This window comes from Sphingobacterium spiritivorum (assembly GCF_016725325.1).
GTDB lineage: Bacteria > Bacteroidota > Bacteroidia > Sphingobacteriales > Sphingobacteriaceae > Sphingobacterium.
Genome location: NZ_CP068083.1, coordinates 3,321,310 through 3,341,788, shown reverse-complemented (window position 1 = coordinate 3,341,788; position 20,479 = coordinate 3,321,310). Strand labels below are relative to the sequence as shown.

General features: G+C 39.2%; 18 protein-coding genes. 2 read left to right on the top strand and 16 right to left on the bottom strand.

Annotated elements, in window-relative coordinates:
- The 16 genes from I6J02_RS13985 to I6J02_RS13910 form a co-directional block, all read right to left on the bottom strand.
- Entirely contained in the window at positions 1-936 is a 936-nt protein-coding gene (locus tag I6J02_RS13985; RefSeq protein WP_201678480.1) for a hypothetical protein, read from the bottom strand.
- Positions 937-944: 8 nt separating this feature from the next.
- Positions 945-1,940, bottom strand: a complete 996-nt coding sequence (locus tag I6J02_RS21805; protein ID WP_236581903.1) for a hypothetical protein — start codon at positions 1,938-1,940, stop codon at positions 945-947.
- Positions 1,941-1,942: 2 nt separating this feature from the next.
- Positions 1,943-2,824, bottom strand: coding sequence for a hypothetical protein (locus tag I6J02_RS13975; RefSeq protein ID WP_201678479.1), 882 nt, complete (start codon positions 2,822-2,824; stop codon positions 1,943-1,945).
- Positions 2,821-3,717 (bottom strand): hypothetical protein, encoded by an 897-nt coding sequence (locus tag I6J02_RS13970; RefSeq protein WP_201678478.1) that lies wholly within the window; start codon positions 3,715-3,717, stop codon positions 2,821-2,823. The genes I6J02_RS13975 and I6J02_RS13970 overlap by 4 nt, the downstream gene beginning before the upstream one ends.
- Positions 3,718-3,749: 32 nt before the next feature.
- Positions 3,750-4,748 (bottom strand): tail fiber protein, encoded by a 999-nt coding sequence (locus I6J02_RS13965; RefSeq protein WP_201678477.1) that lies wholly within the window; start codon positions 4,746-4,748, stop codon positions 3,750-3,752.
- Between the two features lie 467 nt (positions 4,749-5,215).
- A complete protein-coding gene (locus I6J02_RS13960) occupies positions 5,216-6,133 on the bottom strand; it encodes a hypothetical protein (RefSeq protein ID WP_201678476.1) in 918 nt (305 codons plus the stop codon).
- The gene (locus tag I6J02_RS21800) at positions 6,133-7,074 is read right to left on the bottom strand and encodes a hypothetical protein (protein WP_236581901.1); all 942 of its coding nucleotides are present in this window, start codon (positions 7,072-7,074) and stop codon (positions 6,133-6,135) included. The genes I6J02_RS13960 and I6J02_RS21800 overlap by 1 nt, the downstream gene beginning before the upstream one ends.
- Complete coding sequence (locus tag I6J02_RS13950; RefSeq protein ID WP_201678475.1) at positions 7,071-7,988, bottom strand: tail fiber protein; 918 nt, start codon at positions 7,986-7,988, stop codon at positions 7,071-7,073. The genes I6J02_RS21800 and I6J02_RS13950 overlap by 4 nt, the downstream gene beginning before the upstream one ends.
- 1 nt (position 7,989) lies before the next feature.
- On the bottom strand, positions 7,990-8,952 hold the full coding sequence (locus tag I6J02_RS21795; RefSeq protein ID WP_236581900.1) for a DUF4200 domain-containing protein: 963 nt from the start codon (positions 8,950-8,952) through the stop codon (positions 7,990-7,992).
- A gap of 30 nt (positions 8,953-8,982) precedes the next feature.
- The gene (locus I6J02_RS13940; protein ID WP_201678474.1) at positions 8,983-9,933 is read right to left on the bottom strand and encodes a hypothetical protein; all 951 of its coding nucleotides are present in this window, start codon (positions 9,931-9,933) and stop codon (positions 8,983-8,985) included.
- A 2-nt stretch (positions 9,934-9,935) separates the two neighbouring features.
- Positions 9,936-10,922, bottom strand: coding sequence for a hypothetical protein (locus I6J02_RS13935; RefSeq protein WP_201678473.1), 987 nt, complete (start codon positions 10,920-10,922; stop codon positions 9,936-9,938).
- A 441-nt stretch (positions 10,923-11,363) separates the two neighbouring features.
- Positions 11,364-14,561, bottom strand: coding sequence for an efflux RND transporter permease subunit (locus tag I6J02_RS13930; protein WP_201678472.1), 3,198 nt, complete (start codon positions 14,559-14,561; stop codon positions 11,364-11,366).
- Positions 14,562-14,584: 23 nt separating this feature from the next.
- Complete coding sequence (locus I6J02_RS13925) at positions 14,585-15,643, bottom strand: efflux RND transporter periplasmic adaptor subunit (protein ID WP_201678471.1); 1,059 nt, start codon at positions 15,641-15,643, stop codon at positions 14,585-14,587.
- A gap of 10 nt (positions 15,644-15,653) precedes the next feature.
- On the bottom strand, positions 15,654-16,991 hold the full coding sequence (locus tag I6J02_RS13920) for a TolC family protein (RefSeq protein ID WP_236581899.1): 1,338 nt from the start codon (positions 16,989-16,991) through the stop codon (positions 15,654-15,656).
- Between the two features lie 35 nt (positions 16,992-17,026).
- Positions 17,027-17,635 carry a TetR/AcrR family transcriptional regulator gene (locus tag I6J02_RS13915; protein WP_201678469.1) on the bottom strand — a complete coding sequence of 203 codons (609 nt, stop codon included), beginning with the start codon at positions 17,633-17,635 and terminating at the stop codon, positions 17,027-17,029.
- A 138-nt stretch (positions 17,636-17,773) separates the two neighbouring features.
- Positions 17,774-18,439, bottom strand: a complete 666-nt coding sequence (locus tag I6J02_RS13910) for an NUDIX hydrolase (protein ID WP_002998718.1) — start codon at positions 18,437-18,439, stop codon at positions 17,774-17,776.
- A gap of 175 nt (positions 18,440-18,614) precedes the next feature.
- Between I6J02_RS13910 and pfkA the strand changes: the two genes are divergently transcribed.
- Together pfkA and I6J02_RS13900 are read left to right on the top strand one after the other, a co-directional pair.
- The gene (pfkA, locus tag I6J02_RS13905; protein WP_201678468.1) at positions 18,615-19,598 is read left to right on the top strand and encodes a 6-phosphofructokinase; all 984 of its coding nucleotides are present in this window, start codon (positions 18,615-18,617) and stop codon (positions 19,596-19,598) included.
- 20 nt (positions 19,599-19,618) lie between these two features.
- Positions 19,619-20,476 (top strand): hypothetical protein, encoded by an 858-nt coding sequence (locus tag I6J02_RS13900; protein ID WP_002998724.1) that lies wholly within the window; start codon positions 19,619-19,621, stop codon positions 20,474-20,476.
- The last annotated feature ends 3 nt before the right edge of the window (positions 20,477-20,479 follow it).

Here is a 20,479-nt window from a genome sequence, read left to right as displayed (position 1 = left end):
TTATTTCATATTATTTTTAAGTTCATTTATCTCCTGGCGCATTTCTTTTAATTCCCTGATTTCCTTATCCTTTTCTATCAGGTATAACGTAAGCTCTTCAACCTTTTTAAGCAGCAGTTTATTCATCTCGCCCAGCGATATTCCTTCCTTTTCGGCGACCGCAGCTTTAGGTATATCCGGAAGGTGTTTATTGGTTTTAATAAATGCTTCTATTTCAGGAAGGGATGTCAGCTGATAATCTTCTTCAAATACATAGTCCGGCCAGTTGGCTGTCTCGACTTTAATTTCCTTTGCACGGATATTGCCGTTGACTTCTAACTTTTCTGCAGGATTCCGTTTTCCAAGGCCCACATTTCCTTTAAAATAACTCGACTGATCGGACAGAACATTCAGAGATTCACTGAATGTATTTCCATTTCGCATTACATAATCTTCTTCATTGGATTTTATATCAAAAATCTTCCCTCCGATTGCAGTAACATAAGGATACGCATGTTGCACCCCGTCATATACAACAGGTACAACGGAAGCGGTAGCGTTATAATAGTAATTTGTATTTCCCCGCAGCCACAATACGATTTCATTTACTTCTCCCTGAAGTGTAGCATCTGCCCATCCAGCAATAAATGACTGGTAGATACTGTTATTTTTTGAAGTACCTAATTTTACATCTAGAAAATTAGACTCATGCCCACCATTGCTTGCATGATAAACAATCGTTGCCATCACAGAACCTTTCCACAACCCTCCCTCGTGGATATTACTTCTTCCTAAATACAGCACTGTGGGTTTATGCTGATCAAAATTTCCATCTTGCCATGTGACAGGGTAAAATTTGGTTATGTCTCCGCCTATTGTTATCATTCCGGAAGACTGACCCCATGTAACCATAAACGTACACAGGAACAAAAACAACAAAATTAATCTGGACAGCATAAAATATTTTATTTTAAATTTTTATTAGTCAGGATTTCGTTTAGAAGGATTTTCATTTCCTGATTCTGTTTTTTGTACTGTTCACTCTCTTTTTTTAACTCAATCAGATACAGTGTGAGCTCTTCAATCTTTTTCATCATCAGTTTATTTATTTCTCCGACAGACAGGCCTTCTTCCGTAATTTTTTGAGCCGATGGTATATCCGGAAGGTGTTTATTGGTTTTAATAAATGCTTCTATTTCTGGGAGGGGTGTCAGCTGATAATCTTCTTCAAATACATAGTCCGGCCAGTTGGCTGTCTCGACTTTAATTTCCTTTGCACGGATATTACCGTTGACGGACAGTTTTTCCTGGGGAGTAGTGGTACCTATGCCTAGATTTCCATTACTGATATAATGATTTCCACTGCCGCTCACCATAAGATTTTTACTGGAACTTAGCGGCTTATCCAGGACCGTCTGAGCAGTAAAATTATCAATCTGTTGGGGGTTCGGAGTCAGATTTATCTTTATTTCATTAACCCATGTTAATGCTTCGACACGATTTTGCAGATACGATATTTTAACAGTATAATTGACATATTGCTGAACATCTACATATATAGGAATACCTTTATTAGCATATCCTCCCATAGAACTGGAGAGGTCATAAGGTGTGCCGAGCATCAAACGAGCATGATGTATATTTCCATAACTTTCTACAAGACTCACTTCAGGCTCTCCATAGGAAGCCCCAAAACCATAACCGATATTGATAATATACTTGTCATAAGATGGAGAATAACTGGACTGGTAAAATTCTACCACAATAGTCCCGCCCGTCTGCCAATGGTAAGAATTATATCCCAGAGCTGCTATTTCATACCGATATGCCCGCGTATCCGGTACGGAGAGAGAAGTTATTACGGTACTTTTTAACTGACTCTGGTCAAAATGTTGCTGTGCTTTGCCTGATGATAAGAGTATCAGAGATAAAAAAAGTAAAATTAAATATTTTAGTTTCATAACTACTTGTTTTCAATTTTTTGAAGCCTGTCCATAATATTTAAAAGCATCTTATCCTGAATTTCTATTTTTTTATCTTTCGCTATCAGATGTAAAGTCAGTTCTTCTACTTTCTTCAGCAGCAACCTGTTCATTTCTCCGACAGACAGACCTTCTTCAGCAATCTTCTGCGCTGGTGGTATATCCGGAAGATGTTTATTGGTTTTAATAAATGCTTCTATTTCGGGAAGGGGTGTCAGCGGATAATCTTTTTCAAACACGTAGTCCGGCCAGTTAGCTGTCTCGACTTTAATTTCCTTTGCACGGATATTGCCGTTGACTTCCAGTTGCTCTGTAGGCTTGGGTATGCCAATACCTACTTTTGCGACAGTATATGAATCAGATTGCAGTGTGTGCTCTTCTGGCAATATCTGTTTAACAGCATGAGCAGGAGGTTCTGCTTTTTCAAAAGCCGGTTGCCATTGCCCTGCCACTGATTCCAGATTTAGCACAGCATAAAAACCTGTATAATATGGAAAAACAGCATAGAAATCCCATGTATTCTGATTGGTCTGTACAATGGTCAACTCAGATATAATCTTTGTTTTTCCTGTATTATAATAAGTACCAGCACCGTAAAAATTATCGGTATGATGAATTCCGTTACTGGTTCTGAAATGAATAAAACATTCGCCATTCTGGAGAACATCTGCATTATATCCTTTTCCGCTAAGAATACTGATCCGTGCATCTGCACCTCCCTGAGGCAGGGTCAGTCTTCCAAATTTATACCATCCGGGAAGATGTTCTGAATTTCCCAGATTGAAATTCTGTGCATACACATTGGACACCAATACAGCCATAACTGCAGTTAATACGATTTGCCAGAAAATTACTCTTCTCATTTTAGTATCCTTTTGTTAGTTCGCAGCTTCTTTATTTCCTGTTGCTGACTATGGATCTGCTTCTTCATTTCTGTCTGTTCATTTTTTAACTGCTTATTGGCAACAGACAATTCTATCATATATAAAGTAAGCTCTTCAACCTTTTTGAGCAGGTCAATCTGAAGATCACCTACGTTAATACCATTCCGGTGCATCTCTGCCGCTGAAGGAATATCTGGCAGATGGCCATTTTCTTTGATAAATTGTTGCACACTCTTCAGATCCGGTAAGTTATAACCTTCTTCGAATACATAATCAGCAGTTTTTGTCGTTTCCACACGTAGCTCATGCGCTCGTACTCCACCTACTACATCCAGGCGATACTCCGGATCGGATGTCCCGATCCCAATACGTGAGTCCGCAAAAAACCGGTATGGACGTATTGCTGTATTCGCTTCGAAAACAGCTTCGGACATAGTGATTCCTGATTGCAGCGGAGCTATATAATTTTCATGGAGCAAATTCATACGGATGGTTACCGAAATATCATTTCCGATTGATGTCAGGTGGTAGACAGGGATAACGGAACGAACAGAATCAAAATCACCGATATTCCATTGTAAGGCAAGCGGTTCAGAAGCAATTGCAATCTCAGAAGACTGACTAAGATAAGTATTAACGGTTCCACCACCATATACGATATCTATTCTCTTAGATAACAGCCCACGGTTCAGTTGATAATTATATCCTCCGGTAAGGGAAACTTCTACAATACCGCTAAAGGGAAGTCCCTTTGGAATCTGAATGTAACTGACCATTCCGGATTGGTTATGCGGAAAGGAAACGGTAAAAGATTTTTCAAAAAAATGCTGAGTATATCCTGTTGAAGGCCACAACATTATGATTAACAGCATGCAGCTATAAAGCTTACTTAAATTATTCATTTTTAATTATTTATTTTTTTAAGCGCTATAATTTCTTTTTCCATTTCAGTCATTTTTTCACTCAGTTTATGAACTTCCTTATCCTTTTCAATTAAATAAAGCGTAAGCTCTTCGATCTTTTTCATCATCAGTTTATTTATTTCCCCTACAGACAGGCCTTCTTCAGTAATCTTCTGCGCCGATGGTATATCCGGAAGATGTTTATTGGTTTTAATAAATGCTTCTATTTCAGGAAGGGATGTAAGCGAGTAATCTTCTTCAAATACGTAGTCCGGCCAGTTAGCTGTCTCGACTTTAATTTCCTTTGCACGGATATTGCCGTTGACGGACAGTTTATCCGTTGGAACGTCAGTTCCTATCCCTACATTTCCTTCAGGTAATATGGTGAACCTTGCATTTCCGAATCCACTCCCATATACACCATCTCCGCCATCCTCCCATATACTAAAACTACTTGAGTCATACCCGCCACCAATGGCCCATTGTTTGGCTTTATTTCTATAACTAAATAGCAGCTTTGGGTTATCTCCAAAACCAAAATCGGTGACTAAAGCTAGTACATGTCCCCAGGCCTGTCCGCCATTTGAATGAAATATACCTGCGGAAACATTAGAAGACGGAGGTGCCACTTCCAGTTGTGTTTGCGGCTCGCTTTTGCCAATGCCCACATATCCTTTCCCATCCGTAGTAATAATTTTACGCCATGCTTCCCAACCGGCATCGTACCCGGATCTTATATAAAGATCAGCATCTGTAAAGGCTAATTCATGAGCCTTACCTCCTGAATCATCTTCCCAGCCTCTGATGCCTAAAACGGTAGAATAAAACCCAGGAGCATTTAAGCCCAGAACAGTGTTAAATTTAAAAGAAGGCTTAAGTTTAAAATTGTATTGCAGAGGAGTAGTAGGTGTACTTCTACTATCTTCCACACTTAACTCCTGCTGCCCGTATACTGCGGAAAAAGCCATACATAAGAAGACAAAACAAAATATTTTTTTCATTTTAAAATAATGTTGGGCCGACCGAAGGATTTCACTCAAGGGATGTATACTTTCTGTTTATCTGAAAGAAAAAATAAAAAACCGACTAAATATACTCCTAAGGAAGAAATTAAAAAGTGATCAGCAATTCCAATAATAAAGATTAACAGCTCTAATATAAGAAATTTTTTAAAACGAAAAGCAATTTATTATTTTCTTCATCATAAGTAAACGTATGAAGGTCAGGTATTAAGCCTGTGTTTTTTATTTATTAAATAAACGGATTTGAAATAATAGCAGGTTGCTATTTTCTTTCGGAGAGGGACTAAGGATATAATAATCGGTTTGATAAGAATAAGTCTGCCTCATAAGCTGTGGACCTTATCTGACAAAAAGCTAAAATAAAGAATATAATCCGCTTGTAAAATCAGGCAATATCTTCAAATCAACCGTAAGATAAAATGCCATCTATACCAAAGGCAACATGTTTATTTTTCTTCTTTGATTAAGATCTGATTCAGTCTTTGGATCTCTTTATCTTTCTGAATCAGATACAGTGTAAGTTCTTCTACTTTCTTCAACAAGAGCTTGTTCATCTCGCCTAATGATACACCTTCTTTTTCAGCCTGCGCTGCCTGCGGCATATCGGGAAGATGACCATACTGAAGGATAAATGTTTCTAATTCGGATAACGGCTGGAGTTTGTATTCCTGTTTAAATACATAATCAGGCCAGTTGTTCATCTCCACTTTGATTTCCTTAGCACGGATATTGCCGTTAACGGATAGCTTTTCTGACGGTTCTTCAAGGCCTATACCGACATTTCCGTTGGTTAGAATATTTAAATGTCCGGTATGGAAATGTCTTATACTGAATTTTGATCCTTGTGCTTCTGAAAACTTGACTAAGGACCATTGACCATACCCTGTACCCGATGTCCCGGGTATAGCGCCTAAGGCAATGCTGGCTGAGCCATATTGAGAACTTGGAAGCCGCAAATTTTCATTAAAATTATTACCATTCTTGTTATAAATGATGGCTGTACCATTAACTTCCAGTTCCGTACCTGGATTCAAAGTCCCCACTCCAACCTTACCATTCGTCTCCAGCAATACCCGACTCCAGGGTCTTCCGGCATCATTATCTGTCTTGCGAAAGTATAGTTGCTGATCTACAAAGCTTCCCGAAAACTGCATGGCATAGTTATTGGCCGGATTACTGTGTCTGACATCCAGCAGATGCCACCATCCTGTAGCAGAACCTGGAAAATTGACCGGTGCATTAGCTTCATAAAATCCAGAAGTCGCTCCCGCATCTCCCCGCAGCCCCGCATCATTTCTAAGTTGTGCTACTCCCGGAAAAGGTGATAAAAGGGAAGTCATTATAAATACTGCTAATTTTTTCATTATCTTTTATTCTTTAGCTGATTGATTTCGCTGGCTTGCTGATCTACTTTTTCTATAAGCATATGTACACGTTGTGACAGTATTTCCTGTCGTTTTTCTTTCTCAATCAGATGCAAGGTCAATTCTTCTATCTTTTTCATCATAAGCTTGTTCATTTCTCCAACAGACAGTCCGTCTTCTTCTATCACTTTGGCAGAAGGGACATCCGGAAGATGCTTATTGGCTTTGATAAAAGCCTCTACTTCAGCCAGAGGAATTAGTTTATAATCTTCTTCAAATACATAATCCGGCCAGTTGGCAGATTCGACTTTGATTTCTTTAGCACGGATATTACCGTTCACCGCTAAGCGTTCCGTAGGCGTAGTCGTGCCAATACCTGTATAACCATTGGATAAAATAGTGACCTTAGACACTCCGTTTGTAACAATAGAAAATGGGTGATTGGTATGTGTTCCAACCATACCGCCTGTGACAGCCCCATAATATCCGCTGTTGTGGGACCACATACCAGTTCTTATTGCATTAGTCGTTACTAATAACTTGGCATGATCAGTTCCGTTAATCTGAAGCGCCTTTTCCCACCCTTCATTATTCTCAACAGTTGTTGTCCCTATACCAATATTTCCATCCGGCTGGAAGATCATAAACGGACGATCATAGTTCTTACCGATATAAGAATAGGATTGAAATGATTTTCCTGCTGCATCGAGATACCCCATTGTTCCTAATTGAATAAAGGATTCTGAATCATCATTGTTGGAAATACGGTATCCTCTTGCCCATCCTCCGGGCACTCCGGTTCCAAAATTTGCTAGTAGATTAACACCATATGCAGGTGCATCCAAACTAATCTGTACCCTATTATCCTGTTGTGCAGAGGCCATGTGTGTAAAAAATATACTGAGGGCTATTCCTGTTGTTTTTAAAATTTTATTTTTCATTGCTTTTCTTCGAGTTTTTTAAGTCTTTGTGCCATATCGGCTAACTGTTGTTCATATTGCTTCTGAATCCTTTCCTTCTCAATCAGGTGCAAAGTCAGTTCTTCTATCTTTTTCATCATGAGCTTGTTCATTTCTCCAACAGACAGTCCATCCTCTTCTATCTTTTTAGCAGAAGGGACATCCGGAAGGTGCTTATTAACTTTGATAAAAGCCTCTACTTCAGCCAGAGGAATTAGTTTATAATCTTCTTCAAATACATAATCCGGCCAGTTGGCAGATTCGACTTTGATTTCTTTAGCACGGATATTACCGTTCACAGCTAAGCGTTCCGTAGGAGTAGTCGTGCCAATACCTACATTACCGTCTGTATTCCAGATTCCATTTTCAGGAAACATTACAACTCCATTAAAAGAGTTTTTGTATTGCAATTCGACGATCTCACTGCTACTTAATGCTTCATCAGCCGTGGCCCAACTTGTGTAATATACAGGGGTATTATTAAAACCATGCGTAAACGCATCAACAAAAAAACGTAGAAAATAGCTTTTATCATCTATAAAAATCACCACCTTCCCGTTTTCCTGAGCTAAGAATATTCTTGGTGAGTAAGAACCTGCGGTAGATACAGAAGACGCCCATACTTTAGGTAAGTTTGCATCATTATTAAAGATGTAAAACACAAGAGTTAAATCCATAACTTCACCATTCCCATAGTTGTACCCTTGAATTTTAACAGTCGGCATATCAACCTGATGCATAAAAGGAATATTGGTTTTTATTTTCACACCATGTGTCGGGACACCATTATAAGAATATTCGACTAAGTTGCGATACACCTGTGCCTGTATGGTTAATTTTGTACCTGCCAGATAGAGCATTAATAGTATACAAAAAGCCGTTTTTTTATTTTTCATCTTACTTTCGCATTAAGTTCTCTTTTAGTTGTTGTATTTCTTCCTGAAGCACAACAATTTCTTGTTTTATTCCTTTTAAGTCCCTGATCTCTTTCTCTTTCTCAATCAGATGTAAAGTCAGCTCTTCTATCTTTTTCATCATAAGCTTGTTCATCTCTCCTACAGACAGTCCATCCTCTTCTATCTTTTTAGCAGAAGGGATATCCGGAAGATGCTTATTGGCTTTGATAAAAGTTTCTACTTCTGTCAGAGACTTCAGTTTATAATCTTCTTCAAATACATAATCCGGCCAGTTGTTAGTTTCCACTTTGATTTCTTTAGCACGGATATTGCCGTTGACCTCCAGTTTTTCGGTAGCATCCCGTTTACCGATCCCGATATTTCCGGCAAAATAATTGGTAGCTTGTCCCATAACATGAATAACACCATCCGTATTGGATCCCCTCGAATTTACATACTCTTCCACACTGGTCTTGAAGGTATGCGCAGGTCCGCCTTCCTCTTGATAAGGTAATATATTTTGAACATTATCATATATTCGGGGAGATTGAGCGGCGTTAGATACATAAAAATATGTCGAAGCTCCTTTTAACCATATAATAAATTCCTTATTGTCACTATATCTAGTTGCATCCTTATACCCGGCAATAAATGGAACAATATCGACATTACCATGCCTGCCCTGATAGATATCCGTTTCAATAAAATGGGAACCATGTCCCCAAAGCATATTATGTATACGAAAACGTGCGATCATCGACCCCCTCCATTCTTCATCATAATGGGTATCTGACCGTCCGATTTCTATTACTGTAGCAACGCTGTTTCCCCAGTTATTATCCTGAAATATTACCGGATAGAATTTATCCTTGTCACCGTTCACAAAAAATGAGGTAGTAGCAACTTGTGCATCGACCAAAGTGGTTAAAACACTTATCCATAAGAATAGAACTATTGTTTTCATGTGTACTTTTTGTATTGAAATTTTAAAGATCTATTTATTTTGAATAGCTCTGAATTGCATCTTTAACGTATTCAGCTCTTCCTGTTGTGTCTGCAGCTGCTTGTCTTTCTCTATCAGATGTAAAGTGAGTTCTTCTATCTTTTTCATCATAAGTTTGTTCATTTCTCCTAGAGACAGTCCATCCTCTTCTATCTTTTTAGCAGAAGGGATATCCGGAAGATGCTTATTCGCTTTGATAAAAGTTTCTACTTCAGCCAGAGGGGTTAGTTTATAATCTTCTTCAAATACATAGTCCGGCCAGTTGTTAGTCTCCACTTTGATTTCTCTGGCACGGATATTACCGTTGACAGCTAGTTTATCCTGCGGAGTAGTAATACCAATTCCAACATTCCCGTTATCCATAATGGTAAACCTGTTGGCACAGAGGCCTCCTGAATTACATCCTGTTGCGTCATATGCCCAGAACTGCAGACTATTACCATATGCACCAGCCATGTTATATATTCTCCAGTACATGGCTGCACCATTAGCTGTTTTTGCAGGATTGCTAAGTAAAATAGTGCCTCCTATATTTGGATCAGAAACAGTAGATATTAATGTACCTTCTGCAGAGATATGCCCTTTTACATCCAGCTTTTGCTGCGGGTCATCAGTACCTATTCCGACTTTACCATTCGTCTCCAGCAATACCCGACTCCAGGGGGTAGCCGGATTATTATTTGTTTTCCGGAAGTATAAATGCTGGTCAAAAAAACTTCCCGAAAACTGCATGGCAAAGTTGTTATTAGGATTTGAGTGCCTGACATCCAGCAGATGCCACCATTCACTGGCTACACTTGGAAAATTAACAGGGATATTTGCATCAAAAAATCCGGAAACGGCTCCGGCATCACCACGCAGCCCAGCATCATTTCTGCTCTGTGACCATACGAGTATTGGAAATAAGCTTAAGGCGATTAAAAGTCCGGCAAATCTTTTCATTATCATTTATTCTTTAGTTGGTTAATTTCGTTAGCCTGCTGATTTACTTTTTCTTTCAGCATATTTACATCCTGTAAAAGTGTTTGTTGAAATGTGTCCTGTTGTTGCAGCTGCTTGTCTTTCTCAATCAGATGTAAAGTCAGCTCTTCTATCTTTTTCATCATAAGTTTGTTCATCTCTCCTACTGACAGTCCATCCTCTTCTATCTTTTTAGCAGAAGGGATATCCGGAAGGTGCTTGTTGGCTTTGATAAAAGTTTCCAATTCAGCCAGAGACTTCAGTTTATAATCTTCTTCAAATACATAATCCGGCCAGTTATTAGTCTCCACTTTGATTTCTCTGGCACGGATATTACCGTTGACAGCTAATTTATCCTGCGGAGTAGCTGTACCAATTCCTACGTTCCCGTTTGCCTTGACAGAAACCAGATTAACCCAACTAATACCAGTCGTTCTATTCCATATCTGCCATGCATCATCTACAGGTCTGACTCCATAAGCAAAAGATCCTGACTGAATATCATCCGATCCATTATAGGAAGAAATTATATCCATATTGGGGCTATCATCAGTTCTTATAATTGAAATATAGTCTTTATCATTTGTTTGATTTTTCAAAGTCAAAAATGTTTGTGGATTATTTGTTCCGATTCCGACATAGCCATTAGCATCTGTCGTAAGAATTTTCCGCCAGCCTTCCCAGCCGCTATCATATCCGGACCTTATATAAAGATTATTATCAGTAAAAGCTATTTCATGCCCTTTTCCGCCTGTGTCATCCATCCATGCACGTAATCCTAAAACGGTTGAAAAAAGACTCGGATCGTTTAACCCTAAGATGTAATTATACTTAAAACTACCTTTGAGCTTTGAATTATAATGTTGAGGTACCGATGGAATACTACGACTGTCCTCCATACTTAATTGCTGCTGACTATGTACCCCATTTATGGCCACACCTAACAGCGCAAGACAAATGATTCTTTTCATTTTTAATTGATTTTTAACGAATCTGAGAATTTCACTACTATAGCATTTCCAGTCTTTTACAAGAAAATAGTAATCCCTGTAAACACCTTTCAGGAGAAAATTAAAAATTGATCTGCAATTCCAATAACAAAGATTAACAGCCCTAATATATGAAATATTTTAAATCAAAAGAAATTTTTTACACCCATTATAATATTCAAAAATAAAACCGTAATAGATTATACCTCTGTTAGTTAACTGTTAAATAAATTGACAAAAGAACAAGAATTAAAAACCTTCACGGAAAAATCAGTTCAGATTAACCGGTACCCGGGTAATATCATATTTAGCATTTTGTAAGCGAATCAATCCGGTTGTATTATCGCAGATTTTTTCCATAACAAAAAAGCCATTCCGGAATCCGGAATGGCTTATATAAACAAATTGTAAAATAAAGGTATTCTAGTGTTTGACAGACATCTCGTCTACATAATCCTTATTCGGCTCGTAGTCAGCTTTCATTAAAGCTTCATAATCAAGCTTCTCATGCTGACCAAAGCGTTTCTGTAAACTGTCGAATATCGAATAGACAACCGGTACAATTACCAGTGTCAGGAATAAGGAGGAAAGTAACCCTCCGATAATTACGATCGCAAGACCTCTGTTCATATCTGCACCCTCACCTGTAGCTATCGCAATCGGCACCATACCGAATACCATCGCAATAGTAGTCATCAGGATCGGACGGAGACGGGCATGGTTGGCCGCGACTAATGCATCATGTGTATTGTCACCGGCGTCTTTACGCATATTGGCAAAATCGACCAATAGAATCGCATTTTTACATACCAGACCAATCAACATGATAATCCCCAGAATCGTAAAGATATTCAGAGACGTATCGGTAAGAGCCATTAACAGTAATGCTCCGATAAAAGACAACGGTACAGAGAAAATAACGATAAATGGTGTGACAAAACTGTCATACAGAGACACCATCACCAGGTAGACAAGGATAATAGATGCTAACAACGCAAATCCTAATGTACCGAAACCTTCCTGCTGGTTTTCCATATCACCACCCCACATATAACTCACTCCTGGTTTACGCGGCAACTCTTTAAATTGTGCTTCCCATTCCGTTGCAATAGTACCGGAAGGACGTCCGATAACCTGCGCCTGTATAGATACAGAAGGAGATTTGTCACGACGTTCCAATAAGGTCGGACCTGAACTGTAACTGATCGTTGCAAATTGCTCCAGACGTATTTTCTGCCCCATATTATTGATAAACAACAGGTTTCTTACGTCTTCAATATTCTTACGGTCTTCTTCTCCAAAACGGATGTTAATATCGTACTCATACTCTCCTGCTCTGAATTTACCATCTGTGTTACCACTGAAGGCAGTCTGCATGGCCATACCTACTGTAGAAAGTCCCAGACCCAGTGAATTCATCTTATCGCGGTCTACCTGCACATTGATCTCCGGGTTACCATCTTCAGATGTCAGCTTGACCTCTGTAGCCCCCTCGATCTTACGCAACTGATCAGCCGCTTTATTTGCAAATTCAAGAGCATCTTTCATATCCGAACCGATAACAGTCATTGTGATAGGTGCCTGTTCAGCTCCCATCATACCAACGGTTACTGTTTTCACTTTAGAGCCGACAAGTTCTTTTTCAAGTCCTCTCTTCAGTTTGGCACCAAAGACTTTCGTACTCTCGGTTCGTTCCTTCTGGTCTATCAGAATGACATGGATCTCGGCCTTGTATTTCGTACCGGTAGTTCCTCCCATACCATCACTCGATTGTCCGACAGTCGTAATCGTACGTTTTACTTCCTTAAATTTAGAGATATAAGCTTCAGCACGCTGAGTCATAAAGTTGGAAGATTCGATAGAAGCATCCTTATTTAGTTCCAACTGCACCAAAAATTCTCCTTTATCCGAAGACGGGAAAAACTCTCCACCTATATATCCGGCACCCACCAGACCTAAAGATGCGACAAAGACGATCAATACAATAAACAGGGTAATTACCTTATTTTTGCGGGAATCGATACACCATTTCAACAAATCCGAAATACTGTGTGTAAAAGCTGTCAGACCAGCTTCAAAACCGTGTATGATCTTACCAAAGAAAGTATGCGGATTGATATGTTCTAATTTACCAAAGCGGGAGTATAACCATGGCACTACGGTGAATGATACCAATAAAGATAATCCTGTCGCAATAATAACCGTCACACAGAACTGAGCCAGGATATTAGCAACCAGACCACTTGCCATTGCAATAGGAAGGAATACCACCACGATTACCATTGTAATCGCTGTTACTGTAAATCCGATCTCCGCCGCTCCGTCATACGCCGCTCTGATTTTACTCTTACCCATCTCCATATGCCGGTGAATATTCTCCACAACTACGATCGCATCATCCACAAGAATACCAACCACGAGACTGAGTCCCAGAAGACTCATCAGGTTGAGCGTATAGCCCATCAGATAGATACCGATAAATGTAGCAATCAGTGACAATGGAATCGCTACCATGACGACTGCCGCATCCCGTAAACTGTGCAGGAAGAATAACATGATCACACCAACCAGTACAATCGCCAGGAAGAGGTCAAACAAAACGTTATTAGCCGCTTTCAGCGTATATTCAGATGTATCATTCGCCACCAGTACTTTAATACCCTGTTCAGCATAATCCTTCTGTACCGTTTCAATTGTTGCTTTTACAAGCTTACTCACCTCTACTGCATTGGCATCAGATTGTTTTTTGACCTGCATCAGAATGGTGTTCTGCTGATCCAGACGAGCGATCTTTTCAACCTCTTTCTGACCGTCTTCGATATCTGCAATATCACCAAGTCGGATCGGAATGTCCAGAGATTGTCCTCCGCTACCGGCTGTTTTAGCCGTTATAGGCAGATTACGCATATCCTCAATAGATCTGTATTTACCGGACAGCCTGATCAGGATCTGACTACTTCTGGTCTTGACATTACCAGTAGGGAAATCCAGATTGGATGATAAGATATCCTGCTGTACCTGAGCGATACTCAATCCGTAACCTTCCATTTTCTTAGGATCTAGCGTTACTTTGATTTCACGCTCCTGTCCACCGATCATATCTACCTGTGCAACCCCGGTGATACGGGAGAAGATAGGCTGTATTTTCTTATCCAGAAGATCGTAAAGTTCTTTCTCAGACAATTTACTGGTCACGGAAAGATTCATGATAGGCATGTCATCCAGTGAAAATTTAACCAGAGAAGGTGGATCCACATCATCCGGTAAATCTTTAAGGATAGCATTTATCTTACGTTGCGCATCATTCAATGCGTAGTTGGCATCTGCATTATCATTAAGGGTAATCATGACTAATGATAAACTCTCATATGACTTTGTCTCTACACGTTTTACGTTTTCCAGGGAAGATATCGCATCCTCAATTTTCTTGGATACCGTATTCTCTACCTCAGAAGGTGAGGCTCCCGGATACACCGTCTGTACTGTAATAACGTTGACCTCAAACTTAGGAATCAACTCGTAGCTTAACAGCTTATAACTAAACAAACCACCCAGCGTAAGTATAATAAACAGTACGATGATTATACTGGGGCGCTTTATCGAGATTTCTGAAATTTTCATGAAATATCTTTTGTTTCAAACAATTATTTAATAATGCTGATCGGCGTATTGTTCAGCAAGTTGATTTGTCCACTTGTAATCACGATCTGACCTGCAGAAAGTCCGTCCAGCACTTCTACATAGTCACCGAAATTGCGTCCGGAAGTGATCGTCTTAAGGACTGCTTTATTATTTTCATTGACAAATATCTGATTGGAACTTACACTCCCAACGAATGCTGTTCTAGGGACAGTAAGTACCGGTAATAACTGATCTGCACCAAATACTGCAGTACCGTACATACCTGCACGAAGTTCATTGTTAGGATTGTTTTTTACCTCGATCTCCACAGGGAAATTAAGACTTCCGTCTGCTTTAGGAGCAATGAAGGTAATCTTTCCTTCGAAAGATTTGTCCGGATATACACTTGCTGTAATTTTGATATTCTGACCAACTTTAAGCTTTACAACATTCTTCTCGTCAACATTCACTCTTAGTTTCAACGTACCGACATTCACCAGTGAGAACATTTCAGTACCGGGAGATACATAAGTACCCGGTTCGATTTTACGTTCGTTGATTGTTCCGCTGATCCCTGCTCTTACCGTTGCATCAGAAGCATTCAGCTGCGCACTTTTCAGGTTATTCAGATCACTTTCCATTTTTAATTTGGCCTGATCCAATTGTTGCTGTGTCACACCTCCTGTCTGAAAAGCATTTTTGTATCGTTCATAATCTGCTTTAGACGTATTATAGGAAGCCTGTGCATTCTGTGTATTCACATTCAGCTTGTCTCCTACTACAGTTGCAAGTACTTGTCCTGCGGTCACAAAATCACCTTCATCAACCAGTACAGTTTTCACTCTACCCGGTGTTTCGGCAGATAATCTCATCTCTTTAAATGGCATAAATGTACCATTAGAAATATACTGGGCATTCATTTCGCGAACAGCAACAGTATCAATACGTACAGCTACCGCTGCATTCTGTTGTGCTACGATTTCAGTTTCCGCTTTATTCTTTTCTTTATTCTTATTCAAAATAAACATAATACCAGCCAGTGCTGCTACTATAATTACGATGGTTATGATTGTCCGTTTCATCTGTGGTTAATTATTCGTTGATAAGTGATTTTAAATTCCCGTTTGATTTAATAATTTGTATTTCAGCAACTTTGTAGTTCAACAAAGCTGTAGAATGATTGTTTTGAGCTTCAGCATATGCTTTTTCTGCATCCAAAAGATCTGTTAATGTAGCCAAACCATTTTTATAGTTATTCTCGACATTAGACAGGACCTCTTTTGCAAGTTCCATATTTGCCTGTTGCATATTGATATTCAGAAGGCTGTTTTTTAATTGCTTCTGTGCATTATTCGCATCGGTCATCAGACTTAGTTTTTTATCCGAAATATCCACATCCAGCTTATCGATATCGATCTGTGCCTGTCTTACTTTAGAGCGTGTCGAGAATCCGTTGAATATAGGGAAGGAAAGATTCACACCGATGGAAGCAAAATTCGCCCATACCCCATTGTTGTTAACCAATGGAAATTTCTGTCCGAAACCGGCATATCCATAGCTTGCCTGTAGAGATAAAGTCGGATAATACTGAGCTTCAATTGATTTTTTATTGAATACATTCAGTTCTCTTTGTGTAGCCAGCAATTTTATCTCCGTTCTGTTATCCAGTTGTGCTGTATCCAGATTAGCGATTTTAAGATCTATATTAAATGTACTTTTTGGCATCTGAATATCTTTATTGACATCCATACCGATCACAAATTTCAGTGCATTCTCTTTCAGCTGGATTTCATTCATCTTTTGTAATTTGGACGATTCCAGATTGTTAACTGCTACATCTGTACGGTCCAGATCTATTTTTTTAGCCAGTCCGTTTGAATATGAACCAAAGATGACATCACGTGTTTTCCGGGTACTTTTGAGATTGCTCTCTATGGTTTCCAGTTGCATTTTTGCCTGATATACATCGTAGTAACTGTTTGCTACACGCTCGATCAACTGTTCTTCCGTCATTTCATGATTGATCTGATAGAAAGCACGGGTTGTACTTGCTGCTTTCAAACCTGTAAATACCGATTGATTAAAGATCTGCTGAGTCAGTGAAACAGTTGGAGTCGCCTGCCATTTCTGGCCCATCTCGACTAATGTCGTTCCGCCTGTCTGTCCTGTAAAATCCGGAAGAGCAATTTTCTGTATAATCGGATTGTAGGTCAAACCTGCACTCAGGTTAATTTGAGGTAAAGCATTAGAACGCACTTCGCTGATCTTATTTTCTGCATTGATTACATCCAGTTTTGATTTTTTAGCATCAGCTTTATTCTGAAGCGCATACTGTATGGCCTCTTTGAGTGTCAGTTCTTCCTGAGCATGTGCAGAACCGAAGATTCCGAAGCTCAGCAGGACCATTAACAATTTGCTTATTCTATTCATATTTATATTTAGTGTGTACATAGTGATTGTCTTCTCTATTTTTTGCGCATGCCGTAGAACATAATCTCAGTGACCTCTTTCTGTCTTTCCAGGATATCATCCAGATTATCAATACTCGGATATCCCTGTATAATATTGGTCACATTTCCCATCAATCCTAGTCCCCGCATAGTATCGCTGTAATTTTTGGCCAGATAACGTGGATCCAGATCGGCCAATTCACCCTGTTCCTTAGCCTTTTCAAAGATTTGACAATATTGATCTTCATCCTGCTGAATAAGAGAATCTATCTCTAATGAAATACTCGGATCTTTGATCCAGTCTACATTTTCAAATATGTAGAACATGTAATATTTCTTTACGAAAAAGGCCCGTATATCCAGTAATCTGTTTAACAGTACCAGTACCCCTCCTTTTTCGGTATTCATAGCATCCCGTTCCACAACATCCATTTCAGCCACTATAGCCAGAATAGAATCTTTGATCAGGGAAATTTTATCAGGAAAATAGTAATAAAGATTAGCTTTTGTCAAATGCACATCATCTGCTATCTCACTCATGGTAGTTTTCGGAATACCGAAATGAGCAAAGCGTTTGAGAGCGGCTTTAACAATCTGGTTTTTCTTCTTTTGTGTATTATCCATTTTTTTATTTTTGACTTTTTACAAATCAGGGTCAAAAGTAAAAAAAGAGCAACAGAAATCAAATTCCAGAGATATAATCTTGAAAAAAGTAGTAAAAAAAGACTTTAAGATGACAATTATCCCTTGTGAAAGAAATAATTAATCTTCATGCGAAAATGCTTTATGGAATTTGCGTTTATCGAGTTTATATAATCGGGCGGCCCGATACGACACACCTTTCTGAAATTCAGAGAGTTCCTTCAGGAAGCCGTAATTGAGCATTTTTTTTCTAAAATTACGTTTGTCAAGCTTCTTTCCAAGGATAGCTTCGTAAACGAGTTGTAATTGGGTAAGGGTAAATTTTTCAGGTAATAATTCAAAAGCTACCGGACTGTATCCGATTTTGCGTTTTAATTTTTCCAGGCTGAGCTCTATAATTTGTTTATGGTCAAAAGCCAGGTCAGGAAGTTCATGTACAGAAAACCAATTGGCTTGTCGCATATAAGATGTCACCGGTTTTACTTTGATCTTGGCATGATCCAGTTGCATAAGGGCAAAATAGGCAACAGTCAGAATCCTTCCCTGCGGATGACGTTTTAATCCGGCTAATGCGGCCAGTTGCTCCATATAAATATCTTTCAACCCTGTATTTTCATACAGGATACGCTTGACGGCATCCTCCATTTCTTCGTCATTGTTTACGAAAAAACCAGGAAGAGCCCACCAATCCTTGAAAGGATATTCATTTCTTTCTGTCAATAAAACTTTTAAATAACCGTCATGGAAGCCAAATATGACGCAATCAATGGTGAAATTTGTAAACAATGCTCAATAATTTATTAGTTTAAGACTTCTAAAAGCTAGACCTGCATGAATTTACACATGCCTTATACACAAGTATCCGTTAAATATAGCAAAGTAACAAAAAAAATAATCAAAAAATTTAATAGTGTAAAAAATACACTGTATATTCGTGAAACCTGATTAAAGAAATAAACACGTGAATACAATATCAAATATAGGAGTTTTTACATCCGGAGGAGACGCACCGGGCATGAACGCCTGCATTCGTGCAGTCGTACGTACAGCTGTCTACGAAGGGAAGAAAGTGACCGGCATATACCATGGCTATCAGGGTATGCTGGATGGTACATTTATCGAAATGAACAGCCGCTCAGTGAGCAATATTATCCAAAAAGGCGGAACCATCCTCAAAACGGCAAGATGTATGGAGTTCAGAACTCCGGAAGGAAGAGCCAAAGCTTATGAAAACCTAAAAGCACAGGGCATAGATGGTTTAGTCGCCATCGGCGGTGACGGCACATTCACAGGAGCAGATTTTTTCTCCAGAGAATATGACATCCCGGTTATGTGTATACCCGGCACGATTGATAATGATCTGTATGGATCGGACTATACATTAGGATACGATACCGCTACAAATACAGTTATTGATGCTATAGATAAAATTCGTGACACTGCAGCTTCTCATGGCCGCCTGTTTTTTATAGAAGTAATGGGCCGTGATTCAGGATGCATCGCGCTTAATGCCGGTATTGCCGGAGGAGCCGAGGCCATCATGCTGCCGGAGAAAGAAACAGCTATAGACGAGCTGATTGATCTGCTGGAACGTGCAGCCTTTAAACAAAAAACTTCAACTATCGTTATCGTAGCCGAAGGGGATAAAAATGGCGGTGCATACAATGTAGCAAAGCGGGTCAAAGAAAAATTTGATTATTATGACACAAAAGTTAGTATATTAGGGCATTTACAAAGAGGGGGTTCTCCAAGTAGTTTTGACCGCGTACTGGCGAGTAGAATGGGATATGCAGCTGTAAAGCACCTCCTTCAGGGAAAAACCAGAATGACGGTAGGCCTGAGAGGAAATGAAATTATCCTGACTCCTCTGGAAGAAGCCCTCAATAACAAGGAATTTAAATTAAGTAACGATATGTTAGAGATCTCCCAGATCATGGCGATCTAGACATATTATCTATAAGCAATATGATTGCAGTCGTTTTTAGTGGATCAAGGTATGCGGATTGGCGATTGGCCGATAAGAGCCGTGTGGTCAGTGGTTTCAGAACCACAGGAATCAATTCTTATATTCAGGATGAAAGATTTATTACCCAACTCCTGAATAAGAATACGAACCTGATTAATTATGCAGAAAAAATAAAGCGCATTTATTTTTTCGGTGCGGGTGCATCGTCTCTGGAGAGACAATCCAAAATCAAAAAGGTATTCGAATCTTTCTTCAAAAATGCAAAGGTAAAAGTCAATCATGATGTACTGGCCTCTGCTATCTCGACTTTCGGAGATGAAAAAGGAATCATCGGTATACTGGGGTCCGGATCTAATGCAGCATACTATAACGGCAGGAAAATACTGAAGAACAATTTCGGAATGGGCTATATTCTGGCAGATGAAGGTTCGACAAACTGGATAGGAAGACAGCTGTTAAAAGATTTTCTAAGCGGCACTATGCCGGTAGATATCCGGGAAAAGCTATTATCCCGTTACAATCTGGACCGGAAAATCATCCTTGAAAAAGTCTATAACCATCCCAATCCCAACATTTTCCTGACCTCTTTTGCTGATTTCGTACAGGAAAACAAAGATGAACCTTATTTGTCTACTATTATAAAAGAAGGCCTGTTCTTGTATTGCGACACCTATCTTGTACCGTTAAGCGAGCGCTATCCGGATCACAAGATCAACTTTACCGGATCTGTAGCAACACATTATGCAGATTGGCTGAGAGATATAGGCGAAAATGAATTTGGTCTGGAAATCGGAACAATCATTAAGGAACCCATTCACAACTTAGTAAAATATTATTTAAATCTCAATAAAAATTAAAAA

What these genes read in the sequence shown, in the direction of transcription:
- I6J02_RS13985 (WP_201678480.1), bottom strand. Translation starts at nt 936, where the DNA reads ATGCTGTCCAGATTAATTTTGTTGTTTTTGTTCCTGTGTACGTTTATG.
- I6J02_RS21805 (WP_236581903.1), bottom strand. Translation starts at nt 1,940, where the DNA reads ATGAAACTAAAATATTTAATTTTACTTTTTTTATCTCTGATACTCTTA.
- I6J02_RS13975 (WP_201678479.1), bottom strand. Translation starts at nt 2,824, where the DNA reads ATGAGAAGAGTAATTTTCTGGCAAATCGTATTAACTGCAGTTATGGCT.
- I6J02_RS13970 (WP_201678478.1), bottom strand. Translation starts at nt 3,717, where the DNA reads ATGCTGTTAATCATAATGTTGTGGCCTTCAACAGGATATACTCAGCAT.
- I6J02_RS13965 (WP_201678477.1), bottom strand. Translation starts at nt 4,748, where the DNA reads ATGAAAAAAATATTTTGTTTTGTCTTCTTATGTATGGCTTTTTCCGCA.
- I6J02_RS13960 (WP_201678476.1), bottom strand. Translation starts at nt 6,133, where the DNA reads ATGAAAAAATTAGCAGTATTTATAATGACTTCCCTTTTATCACCTTTT.
- I6J02_RS21800 (WP_236581901.1), bottom strand. Translation starts at nt 7,074, where the DNA reads ATGAAAAATAAAATTTTAAAAACAACAGGAATAGCCCTCAGTATATTT.
- I6J02_RS13950 (WP_201678475.1), bottom strand. Translation starts at nt 7,988, where the DNA reads ATGAAAAATAAAAAAACGGCTTTTTGTATACTATTAATGCTCTATCTG.
- I6J02_RS21795 (WP_236581900.1), bottom strand. Translation starts at nt 8,952, where the DNA reads ATGAAAACAATAGTTCTATTCTTATGGATAAGTGTTTTAACCACTTTG.
- I6J02_RS13940 (WP_201678474.1), bottom strand. Translation starts at nt 9,933, where the DNA reads ATGAAAAGATTTGCCGGACTTTTAATCGCCTTAAGCTTATTTCCAATA.
- I6J02_RS13935 (WP_201678473.1), bottom strand. Translation starts at nt 10,922, where the DNA reads ATGAAAAGAATCATTTGTCTTGCGCTGTTAGGTGTGGCCATAAATGGG.
- I6J02_RS13930 (WP_201678472.1), bottom strand. Translation starts at nt 14,561, where the DNA reads ATGAAAATTTCAGAAATCTCGATAAAGCGCCCCAGTATAATCATCGTA.
- I6J02_RS13925 (WP_201678471.1), bottom strand. Translation starts at nt 15,643, where the DNA reads ATGAAACGGACAATCATAACCATCGTAATTATAGTAGCAGCACTGGCT.
- I6J02_RS13920 (WP_236581899.1), bottom strand. Translation starts at nt 16,991, where the DNA reads ATGAATAGAATAAGCAAATTGTTAATGGTCCTGCTGAGCTTCGGAATC.
- I6J02_RS13915 (WP_201678469.1), bottom strand. Translation starts at nt 17,635, where the DNA reads ATGGATAATACACAAAAGAAGAAAAACCAGATTGTTAAAGCCGCTCTC.
- I6J02_RS13900 (WP_002998724.1), top strand. Translation starts at nt 19,619, where the DNA reads ATGATTGCAGTCGTTTTTAGTGGATCAAGGTATGCGGATTGGCGATTG.